The organism is Enterobacter sp. BNK-13 (assembly GCF_048685015.1).
GTDB lineage: Bacteria > Pseudomonadota > Gammaproteobacteria > Enterobacterales > Enterobacteriaceae > Enterobacter > Enterobacter quasiroggenkampii.
In genome coordinates this window covers 797,869-816,008 of sequence record NZ_JBLQTP010000001.1, presented here as the reverse complement: position 1 = coordinate 816,008, position 18,140 = coordinate 797,869, and the positions used below count along the sequence as shown (strand labels likewise).

Sequence of the window (18,140 nt, the reverse complement as noted above, 5' to 3'; positions counted from 1 at the left end):
AACCAGGCGCCATTCAGCTAAAAATGATCGCCTGGAATCAGGCTAAATCTAAAGACTTGCTTTACAAAAGGAATAGCATGCGTGTATCGCCAACAAGCGGTTGAATACAAAAAAATGCGATGGCAGGGAAAGGCCTTATTACTACCTGGTATTCCAATTTGGCTTGTTGCCGGATTATCTGCTTTTTTTATTGTTGCCTTTATCGTTTTCATTTTGACATTCAGCTATACAAGAAGGATCACAGTGATGGGTGAGATATCCACGTATCCCCGCTCATCAAATGTGTATGCCAGTGTCCAGGGCGTTGTAGTTAAACAGTTTGTCACTGAAGGTCAACTGCTCAAAACAGGCGATGCTATCTACATGATAGATGTTAGTAAAAGCACGCGTAGCGGTGTTGTGAGTGATAACCAGCGAATGGATGTCGATAACCAACTTACACGTATTGCTCAAATCACGGATCTTCTTCAGGAGAATAAAAGAAACACTCTGGAAATGCTAAAAAAACAAAAAGAGCAATACAGTGCGGCCCTCAAAAGATCCTCAGACATTATCGCACAAGCCCAGGAAGGCATTCGCGTCATGAAAACGAACATGGAAAACTATCGGCATTATCAAGCGCGCGGACTTATCACGCAGGATCAGTTGATAAACCAGATAGCCTTATACTACGAGCGACAAAATAATATGCTTAATTTGTCTGCTCAAAGCGATCAGAACGCGTTGCAGGTGACCACTCTCGAAAGCCAGATTCAAACTCAGGCTGCCGAATTTGATAACCAGATCCACCAGATGGAGCTTCAGCGCTACGAGCTTCAAAAAGAGCGTCTAAATATTGATGCCGGGGGCGCAATTATCATCCGGGCAATGTCTGACGGGCGGGTAGACTCCCTGAGCGTTACTGTTGGGCAGATGATCAAACCTGGCGACAGCCTCCTGCAAATTATCCCTCTGACTATCGATCATTTTTCTCTTGTCACATGGGTGCCTAATGATGCCGTCCCCTACCTTTCTCCTGGCGACCGGGTGAACATTCGCTATGAGGCGTTTCCGGCACAAAAATTTGGCATGTTTGGGGGCTCCATTTCGGTTATCTCGCGTTCCCCTGCCTCCCCTCAGGAGATGCAAACCTATCAGGGGGCACTTAAAGCGACCTCACCCGGGGCCGCCCCTTACTACAAAATTATTATCAGGCCTGACAGACAAAACATTGCCTATGCGGGCAAACGTCTGAGTTTAGGCAATGGTATGCAGGCTCAAAGCACCTTATTTCTGGAAAAAAGAAAAATCTACCAGTGGATGCTTTCACCCTTCTACGATATGAAAAATAGCGCCGGGGGTCCGGTAAATGAGTAAACGCTCTCTTAAAACCCTCATCGAACAGCTGGATCTCCAGTTGCGCTCCCGGGTTCCGCTGGTCCACCAGACGGAATCGTCAGAGTGCGGCCTGGCCTGCCTCGCGATGATCTGTAGCCACTATGGCAAACAGAGCAACCTCATCGCCCTGCGTCAACAATTTAACCTGTCGGCACGGGGCACCACACTGGCAGGCATGACGCAAATTGCTGAACAGCTTGGACTCGCAACACGCTGTTTATCCCTCGATCTCAATGAACTCAGCGCGCTTAAGACTCCTTGCATCCTGCACTGGGATTTTAACCATTTTGTGGTACTCGTCAGCGTGAAGCAGAATCGAGCCATACTTCACGACCCCGCTCGGGGGCGAAGAAAAGTTGGTATGGAGGAGATGTCGAAATACTTTACCGGCATAGCGCTCGAAGTATGGCCCGGAAGTACATTTGCCGCACAGCCAACAAGCCATCAGTTCAGCCTAAGGTCCCTGGCCGCGAAGGTGCACGGCCTTAAGGGAATGTTAGGCAAAATATTTTTCTATTCGCTCATTATTGAAACCATCAACCTGCTTATACCGATAGGCACTCAACTCGCCCTGGATCATGCTATTCCCGCCGCAGATATGGGCTTGTTAACGGTGATTTGTATCGGCCTGTTTCTCTTTACTTTACTGCGCGTGGCGTTGAGTGCTTTACGTTCATGGTCCTCGCTGATAATGACGACGCTTATCAATGTGCAGTGGCAGTCCGGGCTTTTTACCCATCTCGTGCGGCTGCCTCTAAGCTATTTTGAGCGGCGCAAGCTGGGCGATATTCAGTCGCGCTTTGGATCACTGAACACGCTTCGGGAAACTTTTACCAGCAGCATCATTGGGGCACTTATCGATGGAACCATGATGATGGGTGTCATCGTGATGATGATACTTTATGGCGGCTGGCTGACTGGCGTAGTCATAGGCTTTACTGCGCTGTATGTTCTGACCAGACTAATGACCTACAGTACCTATCGCGAGTTATCGGAAGAAACCCTCATCAGAGATGCCCGCACCCGGTCCTATTTCATGGAAACGTTGTACGGTATCGCGACCGTAAAAATGCAGGGTTTGAGTGAGAGACGCGGCACTCACTGGTTAAATCTGGAAATTGACACGATCAATACAGAGATAAAAATCACCAAAATGGATCTGCTTTTTGGTGGGGTAAACGCTTTTATTATTGCCTGCGAACAAATAACAATGTTATGGCTGGGTTCAAAACTCATCATAGAAAACGCGATGACAATTGGGATGTTCATCGCTTTTGGCGTGTTCAGAGAACAATTCGCCGACAGAATCTGGTCACTGACAAATTTTCTGATGAAGTTGCGCATGATGCATCTTCATAACGAACGCGTATCCGATATTGCGCTTAACGTAAGAGAAATGAAAAAGCCTGACAGAGAAATCATAAATACCATGCAACCTGTTACTCTTGAAACCCATGCGCTGAGCTATCGCTATGACGAGCATTCCGCCGATGTTTTTCGCAATCTCTCATTCAAGGTTTCAGCAGGTGAAAGCGTGGCGATTACAGGACCGTCAGGAGCGGGGAAAACCACGCTTATGAGAGTACTTTGTGGGTTATTTGAACCACTTTCGGGCTCCGTCACAATCGACGGTTATGACATTCAACAGCTGGGTTTAAACAACTATCGTAAAATTATCGGCTGCGTTATGCAGGATGATAAGTTGTTCTCTGGATCAATCAGGGAAAATATTTGTGGCTTTGATGACAAAGGCGATAAGGAGTGGATGGAAGCCTGCGCCCGCGCCAGCTATATCCATGACGTGATTATAAAAATGCCTATGGGATACGAGACCCTAATTGGTGAACTCGGTGAAGGATTATCAGGTGGACAAAAACAACGACTCTTTATTGCGCGCGCGCTATATCGCAAACCCGGAATATTATTTATGGATGAAGCGACCAGCGCACTGGATGAAGAGAGTGAGTGCTATGTCAATGCAGCCATCAAAAAGTTAAACATCACACGCATTATCATCGCGCACAGAAAATCAACTATCGCATCCGCTGAACGTGTGATTCAACTAACGCCACTAACAGAACAACATGAGCCCAGCCAGAAATGAAACATTGCCTGATACCGAGAATAAAACCTATCAGCAAGCAGATAATTATTACGATCCTCGCATTTTTCGGCTGTCTCTTTTTCGCTCATGCTAACGCAAATCCCTATGAGGATGGCATGGATCCTTATCATTGGATGGAAACTCACCCCCAACAGACTGCTCGCTGGTTAAATCAACGCTCAAACCAGACGGTTAAGACACTCCACGCCCTTCCATGGAGAAACACGCTGGCGAAAAGGTTAAGCGAGCTGGAGAATACGGCCCCCACTATTTCTGATATTTATGATGCGGGACAAAATCGTTTTTATCTACGCTCAACGGTCGAACACCCATACCTGCGGCTGTTTGTAAGACAGAAGAGCAAACCGGAACGGGTGCTCATCGATCCGCCTGTTGGCTATGGGATTAATTTTTTTAGCCCTTCACATGATGGTCGCTACGTGGCTTTTGGGCTCTCAAGAAACGGGACTGAAAGCACGAGAATTACCGTTATCCGGGTTGTGGATAATGTCGTATTAGATACGCATATACCCGACGTTCGCTATCCCAGCGTTGTCTGGGCCGCGGATAATCAGTCCTTTTATTATAGTCTCAACACCATCACTCAGGATTCAGGACGACAAACCTGCGGCAAGGTCTACCTCCATCGTATAGGGCACGACAGAGACGTTATGACGTTTGACTGGCGCACGCTCCCTGAACTCGCACAAAAAGCCTGCGAAAACGTTAATCTGTACACCTCTCCTGATTCTGAATATCTGATTGTTAACGTTTCAAAATCCATCAGTGGTTATGGAGGCTACCTTTTTGCCGCTAAAAAAGACGCGGATGACAACAGCACACTCACCTGGAACAAAATTGTTGATACCGATAAAAATGTTTCTGCCTTTGTTTATTCCGGGAAGTGGATTTATCTGGCGAGCTATAACGCCTCCTCAGGCTATGATATTTCACGCATCAATCTGGCGGCTCCTGCCTCCACCAAAGAACACGTGATGAGCTGGTCGAACGGAGAGTTAACACAATTAAGCCTGAGTAGGGATTCACTTTATGTGGCTTATCATAACGCCGGAAGCAGTAAATTCATGCGTATTCCGTTTGCTGATATCAGTCACCACCAGGCAATTCCGGTCCCTGCAGATGAAGACGTGAGTGCGATATTTGCCAGCAGCGATAGTCAGGACATTCTCTTCACCCGTCAGGGCTGGCTTAATCCCCCCGTCATTTATCATTATCAACCTGCGGATAACATTCTCCAGAAAACAGAGTTAATACCGCCATTAAGCCAGCCCCTGACAGACTATGTGACGGAAGAAAAATGGGTCACTACAGCAGAGAATGTTCGCGTCCCACTGACTCTCATATACCGTAAAGGCATTGCGCGCGATGGTTCGGTCCCTACCTGGTTGACGGCTTATGGCGCGTACGGCGTGAGTACGTTTCCTTCATTCGATCTGACCCGTCTGCTCTGGCTGGAACAAGGCGGTATTCTCGCTATCGCGCATGTACGCGGAGGCGGTGAAATGGGCCCTGAATGGCACGAAGCAGGAAGAGCGGATAAGAAAGAAAATTCCATTACCGATTTTATCCGTTGCGCGGAATATCTTATCGACAGTCGCTACACCTCACCGTCAAAACTGGCAATCGGGGGTGAAAGCGCGGGGGGAATTATCGTGGGTATGGCGATGACCCGTCGCCCGGAACTGTTTTCCGCAGTGGCCATAGACGCCGGGATGCTGAATACCAGCCGACTGGATAACATTCCGATAGGCGTGATGAACTATGACGAACTGGGATCGCCGCTGACGCCGTCAGGCAGGCTAAACTTATTGAAAATAGATGCTTACCGGCATCTGGTACCTGAAAAACGTTATCCTCCCGTGCTGTTAACCGTGGGCCTGCATGATCAGCGCGTTTCCCCGTGGCAAACAGCAAAATTCGCCGCCCGTTTAGAGGAGATCGGCTCGCCGCGCAGCGTGCTGGTTCTGGCTTACCGTCAGGGAGGACACAGTGCGGCAACCTATGCCGAGGCCGATTCAAAATTAGTCGACACGGTAAGTTTCTTCATCTGGAAAACCGGTCTTCACGTTCAGGACAGGTGAAAGCGGCACCCGTTACGGGTGCCCTGTCATTCATACACGAAATGGTTCAAACATCCGGGAACATCACGCTATTCCCCGGCGCTTCCCTGTGCAGGTGGATAAAGTTCAGGTGCCGTTCATACTGGTCCAGAATATCCGTAATCACCTGCTCCTTGCTGTAGTCCATCAAATCATTGCCCTGACTTCCTTCCAGCAGGAAGGTCTCAAGCCGGTAGTAGGTCGACTTCCCGCTGCGCGCCCGGTAGGTAAAGCCGGGGACCGAGTACTGCTGTGGCCAGATCTGGTAGACAAAATTCTGCTCGTCGCCCATGTGCACCAGCAGGTCCAGGTGCCCCAGGGTCTCGCCCTCCTCCGGCGGCAGGTTTTTCAGCTCCACGTAGGCGCCGCGCAGCTTCAGCTCCTGCGCCACCTCTTCCATTGCCGGGAAGCAGACCGTCTCCATCATCTGTTTGGTGTAGCGCGTGCCCGGGTAGTTCATCAGGCGCGACAGGCGTTTCTTCCAGCTCAGCCTGTCCTGGGCCCCCATCGGACGCGGTGCGGTGTCGCGGCTGGCGCTGACACGGCGGTAATCTTCCACCTTGAGCGATTTATACAGCCCGGCCATCACGAAGAAGATAACGAAGCTGAACGGGAGCCCCATGATCACCGTGGTGTTCTGCAACGCCGAGATGCCGTTGGTCATCAGCATGCCGAGCGTCAGCAGGCCGATGGCGACGGACCAGAAGATACGCAGCCAGTTCGGCGCATCGCTGTTGATGTCTTTGAGCTTCGAGGTGAAGTTGCCCAGCACCAGCGCGCCGGAATCCGCCGAAGTGACGTAAAACAACAGGCCGGTAATGGTCGCCACGGAGGCGCTAAAGGTGAACGCCGGGTACTGCGCCAGCAGGCTGTAGAAACCGCGCTCCGGGTGCGCCATCGCTTCCTTTGCAAAGGTTGCGTTGCCGTGGATGATCTCATGGAGCGCGCTGTTGCCGAACACCGACAGCCACAGCAGGGTAAAGGTGAACGGGATAATCAGCGTGCCCATCACAAACTGACGGATGGTGCGGCCACGTGAAATACGCGCCAGGAACAGGCCGACAAACGGCGACCACGCGACCCACCACGCCCAGAAGAAAAGCGTCCAGTTGTTCATCCACTCCACCGGGCGGTCGAAGGCGAAGCTGTTCAGCGTCATGCCCATAAAGCGGTTCACGTAGTCGCCCACGTTCAGCACTAAGGCATTGAGCAGGAATGAGGTGTCGCCCATAAACAGCACGAACAGGATCAGGCCCAGCGCCAGCGCCACGTTCAGCTCGGAGAGCACGCGGATGCCCTTATCGACGCCCGACGTCACCGAAATGGTGGCGATAATGACGGAGAGCGCAATCAGCGCCGCTTTCGCCGCCATCGAATCCGGAATATCAAACAGCACGCTCAGCCCGTAGTTGAGCTGCACCACGCCAATCCCGAGCGTTGTCGCGATGCCGAAGATGGTGCCGATCACCGCCGCAATGTCGACGCTGTGGCCAATCGGGCCGTTGATCTTTTTACCGAAAATCGGGTACAGCGCGGAGCGGATGGTGAGGGGCAAATTATAACGATAGCTAAAGTATCCCAGCGCCATCCCCATGAGGGCGTACATTGACCAGCCGGTCAGGCCGTAGTGGAACAGCGTCCAGACCATCGCCTGGCGCGCGGCCTCCATCGTCTGCCCTGCCCCTTCCGGGGGCTGCATATACTGCGTGACCGGTTCCGCCACGGAGAAGAACATCAGGTCGATGCCGATGCCTGCCGCAAATAGCATCGCGGCCCAGCTCAGCAGGCTGAACTCGGGCTTGGACTGCTCGGGACCGAGCTTAACGGAGCCGAAGCGCGAGCAGGCAATGCAGACCACAAAGACGATATAGAGCGTCGCCGCCAGCAGGTAGTACCAGCCGAAGGTCTTTGACACCCAGTTCAGGGTGCGTCCAATCCACTCGGCAGAAAAATCGCGAAAGAAGATCGTTGTCAGGGAAAACAACAAAATCAGCCCGGCGGACGTATAAAAAACGACCGGGTTGATTTTGTCTTTTTCTCTGTCCTGTGAAAGGTCTGTCATCCAGTATCCTCACTATTTTTGTAACTATTAAAATCCAAATCCGCAACAATTAAGACACATTTTATATTGAACGTCCAATCAAAAACCGCTTTAATGGTTAACCAACGCTGATGAATGGAGTGGCAAAAATGCCCAAAGTGGGGATGCAGCCGATCCGGCGCAGGCAGCTTATCGACGCCACGCTGGAAGCAATAAATGAAGTGGGAATGCATGACGCGACGATCGCGCAGATCGCCCGTCGGGCGGGCGTTTCCACGGGGATCATCAGTCACTATTTCAAAGACAAAAACGGCCTGCTGGAAGCGACCATGCGCGACATCACCGGCCAGCTGCGCGATGCGGTATTAAGCCGCCTGCACGCCCTGCCGAACGGCAGCGCGGAGCAGCGTCTGCAGGCGATTGTTGGCGGTAACTTTGATGAAACCCAGGTGAGCAGCGCGGCGATGAAGGCCTGGCTGGCCTTCTGGGCAAGCAGCATGCACCAGCCGATGCTCTACCGCCTGCAGCAGGTGAGCAGCCGCCGCCTGCTGTCGAACCTGGTGTACGAGTTCCGCCGCGAGCTTCCGCGCGAGCAGGCCCAGGAGGCGGGCTACGGGCTGGCGGCACTGATCGACGGGCTGTGGCTGCGCGCCGCGCTGAGCGGCAAGCCGCTGGATAAGACCCTGGCGCAGTCACTGACCAGCCACTTTATCAGCCAGCATTTACCGACCGAATAACCGAGGAGAATTTATGTCCCGAATGGCAGAACAGCAGCTTTATATCAATGGTGGTTATACATCGGCCACCAGCGGTCGCACCTTCGAGACCATCAACCCGGCCAACGGTGAAGTCCTGGCGACCGTTCAGGCCGCCGGGCGCAAAGACGTCGATCGCGCCGTAGAAAGCGCAACGCGCGGGCAAAAAGTCTGGGCGGCGATGACCGCCATGGAGCGCTCTCGCATCCTGCGTCGCGCCGTCGACATCCTGCGCGAGCGCAACGACGATCTGGCAAAGCTGGAAACCCTCGACACCGGTAAAGCGTATTCCGAAACCTCAACCGTGGATATCGTCACCGGTGCGGACGTGCTGGAGTACTACGCGGGTCTGATCCCGGCGCTGGAAGGCAGCCAGATCCCCTTGCGCGAGACCTCATTTGTCTATACCCGCCGCGAGCCGCTGGGCGTGGTGGCGGGCATCGGCGCATGGAACTACCCGATCCAGATTGCCCTGTGGAAATCGGCCCCGGCGCTGGCGGCGGGCAACGCAATGATCTTCAAGCCGAGCGAAGTGACACCGCTTACCGCCCTGAAGCTTGCCGAGATCTACACCGAAGCGGGCCTGCCGGACGGCGTGTTTAACGTCCTGCCGGGCGTGGGCGCGGAGACCGGCCAGTACCTGACCGAGCATCCGGGCATCGCCAAAGTCTCCTTTACCGGCGGCGTCGCCAGCGGCAAAAAGGTGATGGCGAACGCCGCGGCCTCCTCCCTGAAAGAGGTGACAATGGAGCTGGGCGGCAAATCGCCGCTGATTATTTTTGACGATGCGGATCTGGATCTCGCTGCGGACATCGCCATGATGGCCAACTTCTTCAGCTCCGGCCAGGTGTGCACCAACGGCACCCGCGTGTTTGTTCCGGCTAAGTTCAAAGCTGCGTTTGAGCAGAAAATCGTTGAGCGCGTGGGCCGCATCCGCGCGGGCGATCTGTTCGATGAAGCTACCAACTTTGGTCCGATGGTCAGCTTCCCGCACCGCGACAGCGTGATGCGCTACATCGCCAAAGGCAAAGAGGAAGGCGCGCGCGTGCTGTGCGGCGGCGACGTGCTGAAGGGCGAAGGCTTTGACAACGGCGCGTGGGTGGCCCCGACCGTGTTCACCGACTGCACCGACGAGATGACCATCGTGCGCGAAGAGATCTTCGGCCCGGTGATGTCCATCCTCACCTATGAGTCCATTGAGGAAGCGATTCACCGCGCCAACGACACCGACTACGGGCTGGCGGCAGGCATCGTCACGGCCGACCTGAACCGCGCCCACGGCGCCATTCATCAGCTCGAGGCGGGCATCTGCTGGATCAACACCTGGGGTGAATCCGCCGCAGAGATGCCGGTCGGCGGCTACAAGCACTCCGGCATTGGCCGCGAGAATGGCGTGATGACGCTGCAGAGCTATACCCAGGTGAAGTCCATCCAGGTTGAGATGGGTAAATTCCAGTCCATATTTTAACCGGGAGGTTTATTTGCAATTTGACTACATCATTATCGGGGCCGGCTCTGCCGGCAACGTACTGGCTACACGACTGACTGAAGATCCGAACACCACCGTCCTGCTGCTTGAAGCAGGCGGACCGGATTACCGCTTTGACTTCCGCACCCAGATGCCCGCCGCGCTGGCGTTCCCGCTGCAGGGCAAGCGCTACAACTGGGCGTACGAAACCGAGCCAGAGCCGTACATGAACAACCGCCGCATGGAGTGCGGGCGCGGCAAAGGGCTGGGCGGCTCGTCGCTGATCAACGGCATGTGCTACATCCGCGGTAACGCGATGGACCTCGACCACTGGGCGAAAGAGCCGGGCCTGGAGCACTGGAGCTACCTCAACTGCCTGCCCTACTACCGCAAGGCAGAGGCGCGCGACGTGGGGCCGAACGACTATCACGGCGGCGACGGTCCGGTGAGCGTCACCACTTCGAAACCGGGCGTGAACCCGCTGTTTGAGGCAATGGTGGAGGCGGGCGTGCAGGCGGGTTATCCGCGCACCGACGATCTCAACGGCTATCAGCAGGAAGGCTTCGGCCCGATGGACCGCACGGTCACGCCGCAGGGCCGACGCGCCAGCACCGCGCGCGGCTATCTGGATCAGGCGAAACCGCGCCCAAACCTGACCATCCGCACCCACGCCATGACCGATCGCATCCTCTTTGAGGGCAAGCGCGCGGTGGGCGTCGAGTGGCTGGAGGGTGAAAGCACCATCCCATCCAAAGCGACGGCAAAAAAAGAAGTGCTGCTGAGTGCCGGGGCGATTGCCTCTCCGCAGATCCTCCAGCGCTCCGGCGTGGGCAACGCTGACCTGCTGAAACAGTTCGATATCCCGCTGGTACACGATCTGCCCGGCGTGGGGGAAAACCTGCAGGATCACCTGGAGATGTACCTCCAGTACGAATGCAAAGAGCCGGTCTCCCTCTACCCTGCCCTGCAGTGGTGGAACCAGCCGAAGATTGGCGCCGAGTGGCTGTTTGGCGGCACCGGCGTGGGCGCGAGCAACCACTTCGAAGCGGGTGGTTTTATCCGCAGCCGTGAAGAGTTTGAATGGCCGAACATTCAGTACCACTTCCTGCCGGTGGCGATTAACTACAACGGCTCGAACGCGGTAAAAGAGCACGGCTTCCAGTGCCACGTCGGCTCCATGCGCTCGCCGAGCCGTGGACACGTGCGCATCCAGTCGCGCGATCCGCACCAGCATCCGGCGATCCTGTTCAACTACATGTCCCACGAGCAGGACTGGCAGGAGTTTCGCGACGCGATCCGCATCACCCGCGAGATCATGCACCAGCCCGCGCTGGACAAGTACCGCGGCCGTGAAATCAGTCCGGGTATTGACTGCCAGACCGACGAGCAGCTGGACGAGTTCGTGCGCAACCACGCGGAAACGGCGTTCCACCCGTGCGGCACCTGCAAGATGGGTTACGACGAGATGGCGGTGGTCGACGGCGAAGGCCGCGTTCACGGGCTGGAAAGGCTGCGCGTGGTGGATGCGTCGATCATGCCGCAAATTATCACCGGCAACCTGAACGCCACCACCATTATGATCGGCGAAAAGATTGCCGACGTCATTCGCGGACGCGAGCCGCTGGCGAAGAGCACGGCCGCGTATTATGTGGCGAACGGGGCGCCGGTTCGTCGCTGAGGATATTTCTCCTCACCCTGGCCCTCTTCCCATAGGCTGAGGGATCCCCAGTAATTTTAAGCAGCATCAATAACGTTGTTTAAGAACGACTGAAGCCTTTCAGCGATGCCCTGGTCCAGCTGTAAATCGCTGAGGCGTTTCCTGCAGGCCGGGGCGAGGCGCATGGATGCGCCGAGAGGGCGGGCTTTACAGGGACGTTACCTCCGCCCGTCCCCGATAAGCCGGAAGGAATAAGCCGAGGGCACCGCGTAGCGGCGATTTACCGCCGGGAGCCCGGGTCGCCAGGGTGGTGGCGACTGCACTGAACCCCATATCCAGGACACCAGATCATAGAATCTGGAGGTCCTTATGAGATATCCCTTCCACATCCGTCTTGAGGCTGTTCAGCATTACATGACTGGCCAGTCGAGCATTAAAGAAACAGCCCGTCTGTTCAGTGTTGGCCGAACACCTCTTACCCGCTGGATACGGTCTTACAGGCGTCAGGGGAAGGCCGGGCTGGAGGACCGTCCTGCACGGACCTATACTTCAGCTTTCAGGCTCCGCGTAATCCGTTATGTTGCTGAACACGGGTGCAGCTATGCGGAAGCTTCAGCGCGCTTTGCCATTCCAAATGAGTCGCTCATTCTCGACTGGACAAGACGTTACCGGAAAGGCGGCGCACAGGCGCTTAATACAGCCAAATCCGGGCCCGCTATGTCACAGAAAAAGTTTATACCTGACTCCAGACCGCTCAGTGAGATGACTCCCTCAGAACTTCTGAGAGAGCTGGAATATCTGCGGGCGGAAAACGCATATCTAAAAAAGCTCAAAGCCCTGAGGGAAGAAAAGACTCTCAGGGAACAGCAGAAAAAGCGCGAGTGATACAGAGTCTGCTTGCAGACCACCGACTTGTTTACCTGCTCTGTGCCGCAGGGCTGGCGCGCAGCACGTATTATTACCAGATATCCAGACCCGCAGGTGAGCCGGTTCGGTATGCGGCTGCTGTCAGTGCTATGTTCACGATCAGTCAGAGAAACGCCCAATGCTATGGTTACCGAAGAATGACGGCGGCACTGCGTAATGAGGCCTTCACGCTGAACCATAAAACGGTTCGTATATTGATGAAAAAGTATGATCTGACATGCCAGTTGCGCCGAAGAAAATACCGTTCCTGTATGGCCGGTGGTGGCCCGGCTTCCGATAATCTTCTTGCTCGCAACTTCAGAGCCGAACGCAGTGGGATAAAGTGGTGCACAGACGTGACGGAGTTCCGTGCCGGTGGTCAAAAACTGTTCCTTTCGGCCCTTCAGGATCTGTTCAATAATGAAATTGTGGCCTGGCAAACATCAACCAGTCAGTCGCAACCTCTGGTCTGCAGGATGCTAAAAAAAGCGCTTAATGCATGCAGAAACAAAGAAGGTGCGATGTTGCACAGTGATCAGGGCTGGGCTTACAGAACGCCTGTCTGGCGCAGAATGCTGGCTGATGCAGGCATAACACAAAGTATGTCGCGTAAGGGCAACTGTCTGGATAATGCAGTGATGGAAAACTTCTTCAGTCACCTGAAAGTAGAGATGTATTACAGGAAAAAGTACAGTTCAGTGAAAGAGCTTGAAAGCGATATTGGCAGGTATATTCGCTATTACAATACCGAACGAATCAGTTTAAAAACGGGCGGGATGAGTCCGGTTGAATACCGGACTCTGACAGAACAACAATGAAAGCATGGTGTCCAGGTTTAGGGGTTCAGTGCAGACTGAGCCACCCTGGCACGTTCACAGGTTATGGGGTTACAGAGTAGCAAGGAACATAAAGTGAACGGAATGACCACAACAGCTGTATGTTCCCCTCACCCTAACCCTCTCCCCGGAGGGGCGAGGGGACTGTTCCGTGCTGGCATTAGTTTGTGGGGCCCCTCAGCTCCATAGGGGAGAGGGGATTAACCTCCCCCTTCAAAAATTTATTTTTATTTTCCTGCATCCAGTTTCCACCCTCCCCTCGTATATGCATATGTGAGCAACCCCTTTGCTCCCCAATCCGAGGAAAGATGATGAAAAAGCTAACCCGCGTTGCATTCGTAACCAGCGCTTTACTCTTCTGTGCAGGCGCATCAGCCGCCATGACGTCAGGCTCCGTGATGGTGGGCGGAGCGGAAATGTTCCCGAGCAAAAATATTGTTGAAAACGCCATAAACTCGAAAGATCACACCACGCTGGTAGCCGCCGTCAAAGCGGCAGGACTGGTGGATACGCTTCAGAGCAAAGGGCCGTTCACCGTGTTTGCGCCGACCAATGCGGCGTTTGCGAAATTGCCTGCCGGCACGGTCGAGAACCTGGTCAAACCCGAAAACAAAGCCACGCTCACCAGCATCCTGACCTATCACGTGGTCGCCGGTAATTACGATATGAAAGCGCTGGAGCAGAAAATTAAACAAGGCGGCGGCCACGCGGAGCTGAAGACCGTTAACGGTCAGCCACTGTGGATCATGAGCAACGGCCCGCACAATATTCAGCTTAAGGACGGTAAAGGCAATGTGGCGAACATTAGCACCTATGACGTTCATCAAAAAAACGGCGTGATTGATGTGATTGATACCGTCCTGATGCCTAAGTAGTTGTCTATACTTCGGAAGTGTGACGTTGCCTTCCGGGAAAAACATGGATAACGCGCTGGCTGAACAGCAACTGAAATTAATGCAGGCGGTCGCAAACGGCGATCGCCGTGCATTTGAACAACTTTATCGACTCACGTCGCCACACCTGTTTGCCGTCGCGCTGCGCATGCTGCGTGACCGCGCGTGGGCAGAAGAGATCCTTCACGACTGTTTTATCACCGTCTGGAGTAAAGCCGAAACCTACAACGCTACACTGAGCTCCCCGATGACCTGGCTTACGCACATTGTGCGCAACCGCTGTATTGACTGGCTGCGCAGCGGGCAAACCCGCGCTGCCGACCGCGAGACGGCGTATAACGACGCGATTCTGCCTTGCGAGAACGATGAGCAGAATAACTGGCACGACGATGTGCAGGCAGAACGGCTCAGGCAGTGTCTCGAACATTTGAGCAGCGAGCAGCGCCAGAGCATTACGCTCGCCTACTATCAGGGAATGTCTCACAGCGACATTGCCGACTGGCTCCAGCAGCCTCTGGGCTCGGTGAAAAGCTGGATACGTCGGGCAATGGACCATCTTCGGGAGTGTGTCGGGCTATGAATGACGCAGAAAAACGCGACGACATGCTGGCAGCAGAGTATGCCCTCGGCACGCTGCGGGGAGGAGCGCGGCTTCAGTTCCAGAAAAGGGTCCTCCATGAACCCGCTCTGGCCGCCCGCGTGGCGTACTGGCAGGAGATGTTCAGCACGCTGGATAGTCATCTTGTGCCCGTCCCGCCACCCGAGACGGTGTGGAAGAGAATCGCCCTCGATCTGCCGCCCAAAAAACCTTTACGCAAAAGTCGGCCTTATGTCGGCTGGATGGCTGCGGCCTCCCTCGCCGCCCTGTCGGTCGTTGCCTGGTATGCCATCCGTACCCCGGAACTCGCTCCGCTGATGGTACTCAACGATACCCAACAGCACGGACAGTGGGTCGTCAGCGCGGACGCCAGCCGTCAGCACCTGAGCATTGCCCCTCTTCGACCAACGGTCGTCGCGGCGCAACACAGCCTGCAGCTTTGGCTGATCCCAGGCGGGCAGGCGCCGGTATCCATGGGGCTGCTGCATAACGACATCCCCACACGCGTCACTCTCAGGAACACAACGCTCCCTCCTGACGCCACGATAGCCATAAGCCTTGAACCAGAGGGCGGCTCGCCCACTGGACTCCCCACAGGCCCGGTGCTTTACAGTGGCAAATTATAATCCTCAGGCCCTGTTCGCAGGGCCGCTATCGTGACCTGATTTCATTTATATACTATTCTCGGTTACCTATAAGAATTAAATATTAGGCCTGCAATTAATTTAATTATTAAAAAACGACATTGACAGACTCTTCCGTACTCCATTAAGTTTTAAACGAACATCATTTTATTCCCGATACACAATATATCCAAAACCGCGTTAATGAATTTGTCATTATTCATTAACGCTTCGCTGCCTTTTATTTTTTGCATCACTCAATAGCGAGATAAGATCATGAATAATAGTGCAAACAAGGTTGTTGTCATTACTGGTGCCAGCAGCGGTATTGGTCAGGCGATTGCCCTCCATTTAGCAAATAACGCGTTTTCGCTGGTGCTGGTGGCGCGCCGTCTGGACAGAATTAATGCCCTGGTGGATCAGATTATTCAGCAAGGCGGCAAGGCTATTGCCGTCAAGGCCGATGTCACCCGTCAGGAAGAGGTTCAGCGCGCCATTGACGCTGCCGTTGCCGCCTACCAGCGCGTGGATGTGCTGATCAACAACGCGGGCTTTATGGCTATCGCCCCGCTTAGCGAGCTGAAAACCGACGAATGGGACAAGATGATTGATACCAATCTGAAAGGGGTACTGTACGGCATCGCTGCCGCTTTTCCGGTGTTCCAGCGTCAGGGCAGCGGGCATTTTATTAACGTTGCCTCCGTCGCGGGCATCAAGGTGCTGGCGCCTGGCGGCGTGGTGTACAGCGCCACGAAATTCGCCGTCCGCGCGCTGAGTGAAGGCTTACGTCAGGAGGCGGGTAAAACCCTCCGCACGACGCTTATTTCGCCCGGTGCCGTCGAGAGCGAACTGCAATTCGGCAGTTCTGACGAAGAGAGCAAAAAATTTCTCCATGAGTTTTATAAGCAGGCTATTCCGGCTGAAGCAATTGCCCGCGCGGTTTTATTTGCTATTGAACAGCCTGGCGACGTTGATATTAATGAAATTGTTGTTCGTCCAACGCAGGAAGAATTTTAGCCTGGGTTAAATAATACTGAATGAGGTGCCAGTATGATTAAATCATTAACGTCCTTATCAGAACTCAATATGCGAACGGGTGCCGATATTCTCCTTGAAGTGCTGGAGAGTGAAGGAGTGGAATATATTTTTGGCAACCCCGGAACCACCGAGCTTCCGCTCATTGATGCCCTGCTTCGCCATGAAAATATTCACTATATTCTGGCGCTTCAGGAGAGCACAGTAGTGGCGATTGCTGACGGCTATGCGAAAGCCTCCGGTAAAACGGGCTTTATCAATTTGCATACCGCCAGCGGTCTGGGGCACGGCATGGGGAATCTGATTAATTCGCGGATCATGAAAACCCCGCTGGTGGTCACCGTTGGACAGCAGGATACGCGGCACTACGTCCGCGACCCGCTGCTGTATGATGATATTGTTTCCATTGGCTCCCCGGTCATGAAATGGGCGCAGGAGGTCACTAGCGCCGACCAGCTCCCGGTGCTGGTGCGCCGCGCGTTTCACGCTGCCAGCTATCCTCCGGCTGGTCCGGTGCTGCTCTCTCTGCCAATGAACGTGATGGAAGAGCTCAGCGACGCCGGGATACAAACGGCCTCGAAAGTGAACTACCACACCGTGGCGGGCTCGCTGGACGAACTGGCCGAAGAACTGAGCCAGGTTACGCCCGGCAGGATCATGATTGTGGCAGGCGATGAGGTGCACTCCAGCGGCTCGACGCAGGAGATTGTCCAGCTGGCGGAAGCGCTCAGCGCCCACGTCTACGGCTCCTCCTGGCCGCTGAATTTACCTTTTCCCACTCAGCACGCCCTCTGGCGGGGCAATATGCCCACCACCGCCAGCGAAATCGCCAGCATCATCAACGCCTACGATGCCGTATTCATCATCGGCGGCAGAAGCCTGATCACTATTTTGTACAGCGAGGGGGAGGCCATTCCGGCGACCTGCGCGGTGTATCAGCTCTCGGCGGATATGCACGAACTTGGCCGCACCTATGCCACTCGCCTTTCGGTGATGGGAGATATCAAATTGTCCCTGCACGAACTGTTGCCAAAGCTTAAGCAGCGCCTGATCGCCAGCAGGCTGGCCCACCAGCGGCTGCTGGTTGCGGCCCACGACGAACGGGAGAAGGAGTGGCAGCAGCAGGAGGAACGTCTGGCCGCCGAGCGGCTACGCCCGGCGATCTCCCCGATGGTCGCAGCCTGGGAAGTCATCCGATCCATTCCGGCGGGTACCACCATCGTTGATGAGGCGATAGCGACCGCCAGGCATGTCCGCCGGTTCATCTCTGACCAGCAGCACCAGCGCTACTACTTTATGCGCGGCGGCGGACTGGGCTGGGGGATGCCTGCCTCAGTAGGGCACTCGCTGGGACGCGGACGGGAGCCGGTGGTCTGCCTGATAGGTGACGGAGCCTCCCTGTACTCGCCGCAGGCGCTCTGGACGGCGGCACACGAAAATCTGCCGGTCACCTTTATCGTCATGAATAACAGGGAGTACAACATCCTGAAAAACTTTATGAAGAGCCAGGCTGACTACAGCTCAACGCGGCTGGGGCGTTTTATCGGGATGGACCTGGTGAACCCGCATATCGATTTTCAGTCGCTGGCCACCGCCATGGGCGTCCACTGCTGCCGGGTAACCGAGGCTGCCGATATCGCCGAAGCGGTAGCGCGCGGGCTACAGTCAGGAAAAACCAACCTGATTGAAATCGCGATTTCCGCGGATTAGCCGCGCGTTTACGCTGT

13 protein-coding genes are annotated in these 18,140 nt (G+C 54.7%); 12 read left to right on the top strand and 1 reads right to left on the bottom strand.

The window, feature by feature from the left end; translation table 11 throughout:
* Window positions 1-81: 81 nt before the first annotated feature.
* From ACMGGQ_RS03810 to ACMGGQ_RS03800, 3 genes are read left to right on the top strand one after another with little or no spacing between them, the layout of a single operon-like run.
* On the top strand, window positions 82-1,356 hold the full coding sequence (locus ACMGGQ_RS03810; RefSeq protein ID WP_167212087.1) for an HlyD family secretion protein: 1,275 nt from the start codon (window positions 82-84) through the stop codon (window positions 1,354-1,356).
* Window positions 1,349-3,481 (top strand): peptidase domain-containing ABC transporter, encoded by a 2,133-nt coding sequence (locus tag ACMGGQ_RS03805; protein WP_420289615.1) that lies wholly within the window; start codon window positions 1,349-1,351, stop codon window positions 3,479-3,481. Before ACMGGQ_RS03810 ends, ACMGGQ_RS03805 begins: the two co-directional genes overlap by 8 nt.
* Window positions 3,478-5,583: a prolyl oligopeptidase family serine peptidase gene (locus ACMGGQ_RS03800; RefSeq protein ID WP_420289614.1), complete on the top strand. Its 2,106-nt coding sequence runs from the start codon at window positions 3,478-3,480 to the stop codon at window positions 5,581-5,583. Before ACMGGQ_RS03805 ends, ACMGGQ_RS03800 begins: the two co-directional genes overlap by 4 nt.
* A 46-nt stretch (window positions 5,584-5,629) precedes the next feature.
* Here the strand turns inward: ACMGGQ_RS03800 and betT are convergent, their stop codons facing one another.
* Window positions 5,630-7,663, bottom strand: a complete 2,034-nt coding sequence (betT, locus tag ACMGGQ_RS03795; RefSeq protein WP_420289613.1) for a choline BCCT transporter BetT — start codon at window positions 7,661-7,663, stop codon at window positions 5,630-5,632.
* 128 nt (window positions 7,664-7,791) lie between these two features.
* On the opposite strand from betT, the gene betI reads away from it, so the two are divergent.
* The 9 genes from betI (at window position 7,792) to ACMGGQ_RS03750 (ending at window position 18,123) form a co-directional block, all read left to right on the top strand.
* The gene (betI, locus tag ACMGGQ_RS03790; protein WP_023343550.1) at window positions 7,792-8,379 is read left to right on the top strand and encodes a transcriptional regulator BetI; all 588 of its coding nucleotides are present in this window, start codon (window positions 7,792-7,794) and stop codon (window positions 8,377-8,379) included.
* A gap of 13 nt (window positions 8,380-8,392) precedes the next feature.
* On the top strand, window positions 8,393-9,865 hold the full coding sequence (betB, locus tag ACMGGQ_RS03785) for a betaine-aldehyde dehydrogenase (RefSeq protein ID WP_420289612.1): 1,473 nt from the start codon (window positions 8,393-8,395) through the stop codon (window positions 9,863-9,865).
* Between the two features lie 13 nt (window positions 9,866-9,878).
* Window positions 9,879-11,543: a choline dehydrogenase gene (gene betA / locus ACMGGQ_RS03780; protein WP_420289611.1), complete on the top strand. Its 1,665-nt coding sequence runs from the start codon at window positions 9,879-9,881 to the stop codon at window positions 11,541-11,543.
* A 348-nt stretch (window positions 11,544-11,891) separates the two neighbouring features.
* Window positions 11,892-13,246 (top strand): IS3 family transposase gene (locus tag ACMGGQ_RS03775; RefSeq protein WP_348957715.1). Its coding sequence is split into 2 segments (ribosomal slippage): window positions 11,892-12,342 and window positions 12,342-13,246, totalling 1,356 coding nucleotides; the frame shifts between segments, so codons are not numbered across the junction.
* A 329-nt stretch (window positions 13,247-13,575) separates the two neighbouring features.
* On the top strand, window positions 13,576-14,139 hold the full coding sequence (locus ACMGGQ_RS03770; RefSeq protein WP_024906966.1) for a fasciclin domain-containing protein: 564 nt from the start codon (window positions 13,576-13,578) through the stop codon (window positions 14,137-14,139).
* Between the two features lie 43 nt (window positions 14,140-14,182).
* Window positions 14,183-14,737: an RNA polymerase sigma factor gene (locus ACMGGQ_RS03765; protein WP_048026924.1), complete on the top strand. Its 555-nt coding sequence runs from the start codon at window positions 14,183-14,185 to the stop codon at window positions 14,735-14,737.
* The gene (locus ACMGGQ_RS03760; protein ID WP_069719628.1) at window positions 14,734-15,381 is read left to right on the top strand and encodes an anti-sigma factor; all 648 of its coding nucleotides are present in this window, start codon (window positions 14,734-14,736) and stop codon (window positions 15,379-15,381) included. The genes ACMGGQ_RS03765 and ACMGGQ_RS03760 overlap by 4 nt, the downstream gene beginning before the upstream one ends.
* A 273-nt stretch (window positions 15,382-15,654) precedes the next feature.
* Window positions 15,655-16,395 carry an SDR family oxidoreductase gene (locus ACMGGQ_RS03755; RefSeq protein ID WP_061715795.1) on the top strand — a complete coding sequence of 247 codons (741 nt, stop codon included), beginning with the start codon at window positions 15,655-15,657 and terminating at the stop codon, window positions 16,393-16,395.
* A gap of 33 nt (window positions 16,396-16,428) precedes the next feature.
* Window positions 16,429-18,123 carry a thiamine pyrophosphate-binding protein gene (locus ACMGGQ_RS03750; RefSeq protein ID WP_343665574.1) on the top strand — a complete coding sequence of 565 codons (1,695 nt, stop codon included), beginning with the start codon at window positions 16,429-16,431 and terminating at the stop codon, window positions 18,121-18,123.
* The last annotated feature ends 17 nt before the right edge of the window (window positions 18,124-18,140 follow it).

Bases quoted from the DNA above. Each gene is read 5' to 3' on its own strand.
- ACMGGQ_RS03750 (WP_343665574.1), top strand. From the start codon at position 16,429: ATGATTAAATCATTAACGTCCTTATCAGAACTCAATATGCGAACGGGT.
- betI (WP_023343550.1), top strand. From the start codon at position 7,792: ATGCCCAAAGTGGGGATGCAGCCGATCCGGCGCAGGCAGCTTATCGAC.
- betB (WP_420289612.1), top strand. From the start codon at position 8,393: ATGTCCCGAATGGCAGAACAGCAGCTTTATATCAATGGTGGTTATACA.
- ACMGGQ_RS03770 (WP_024906966.1), top strand. From the start codon at position 13,576: ATGAAAAAGCTAACCCGCGTTGCATTCGTAACCAGCGCTTTACTCTTC.
- ACMGGQ_RS03805 (WP_420289615.1), top strand. From the start codon at position 1,349: ATGAGTAAACGCTCTCTTAAAACCCTCATCGAACAGCTGGATCTCCAG.
- ACMGGQ_RS03765 (WP_048026924.1), top strand. From the start codon at position 14,183: ATGGATAACGCGCTGGCTGAACAGCAACTGAAATTAATGCAGGCGGTC.
- betT (WP_420289613.1), bottom strand. From the start codon at position 7,663: ATGACAGACCTTTCACAGGACAGAGAAAAAGACAAAATCAACCCGGTC.
- ACMGGQ_RS03800 (WP_420289614.1), top strand. From the start codon at position 3,478: ATGAAACATTGCCTGATACCGAGAATAAAACCTATCAGCAAGCAGATA.
- ACMGGQ_RS03755 (WP_061715795.1), top strand. From the start codon at position 15,655: ATGAATAATAGTGCAAACAAGGTTGTTGTCATTACTGGTGCCAGCAGC.
- ACMGGQ_RS03760 (WP_069719628.1), top strand. From the start codon at position 14,734: ATGAATGACGCAGAAAAACGCGACGACATGCTGGCAGCAGAGTATGCC.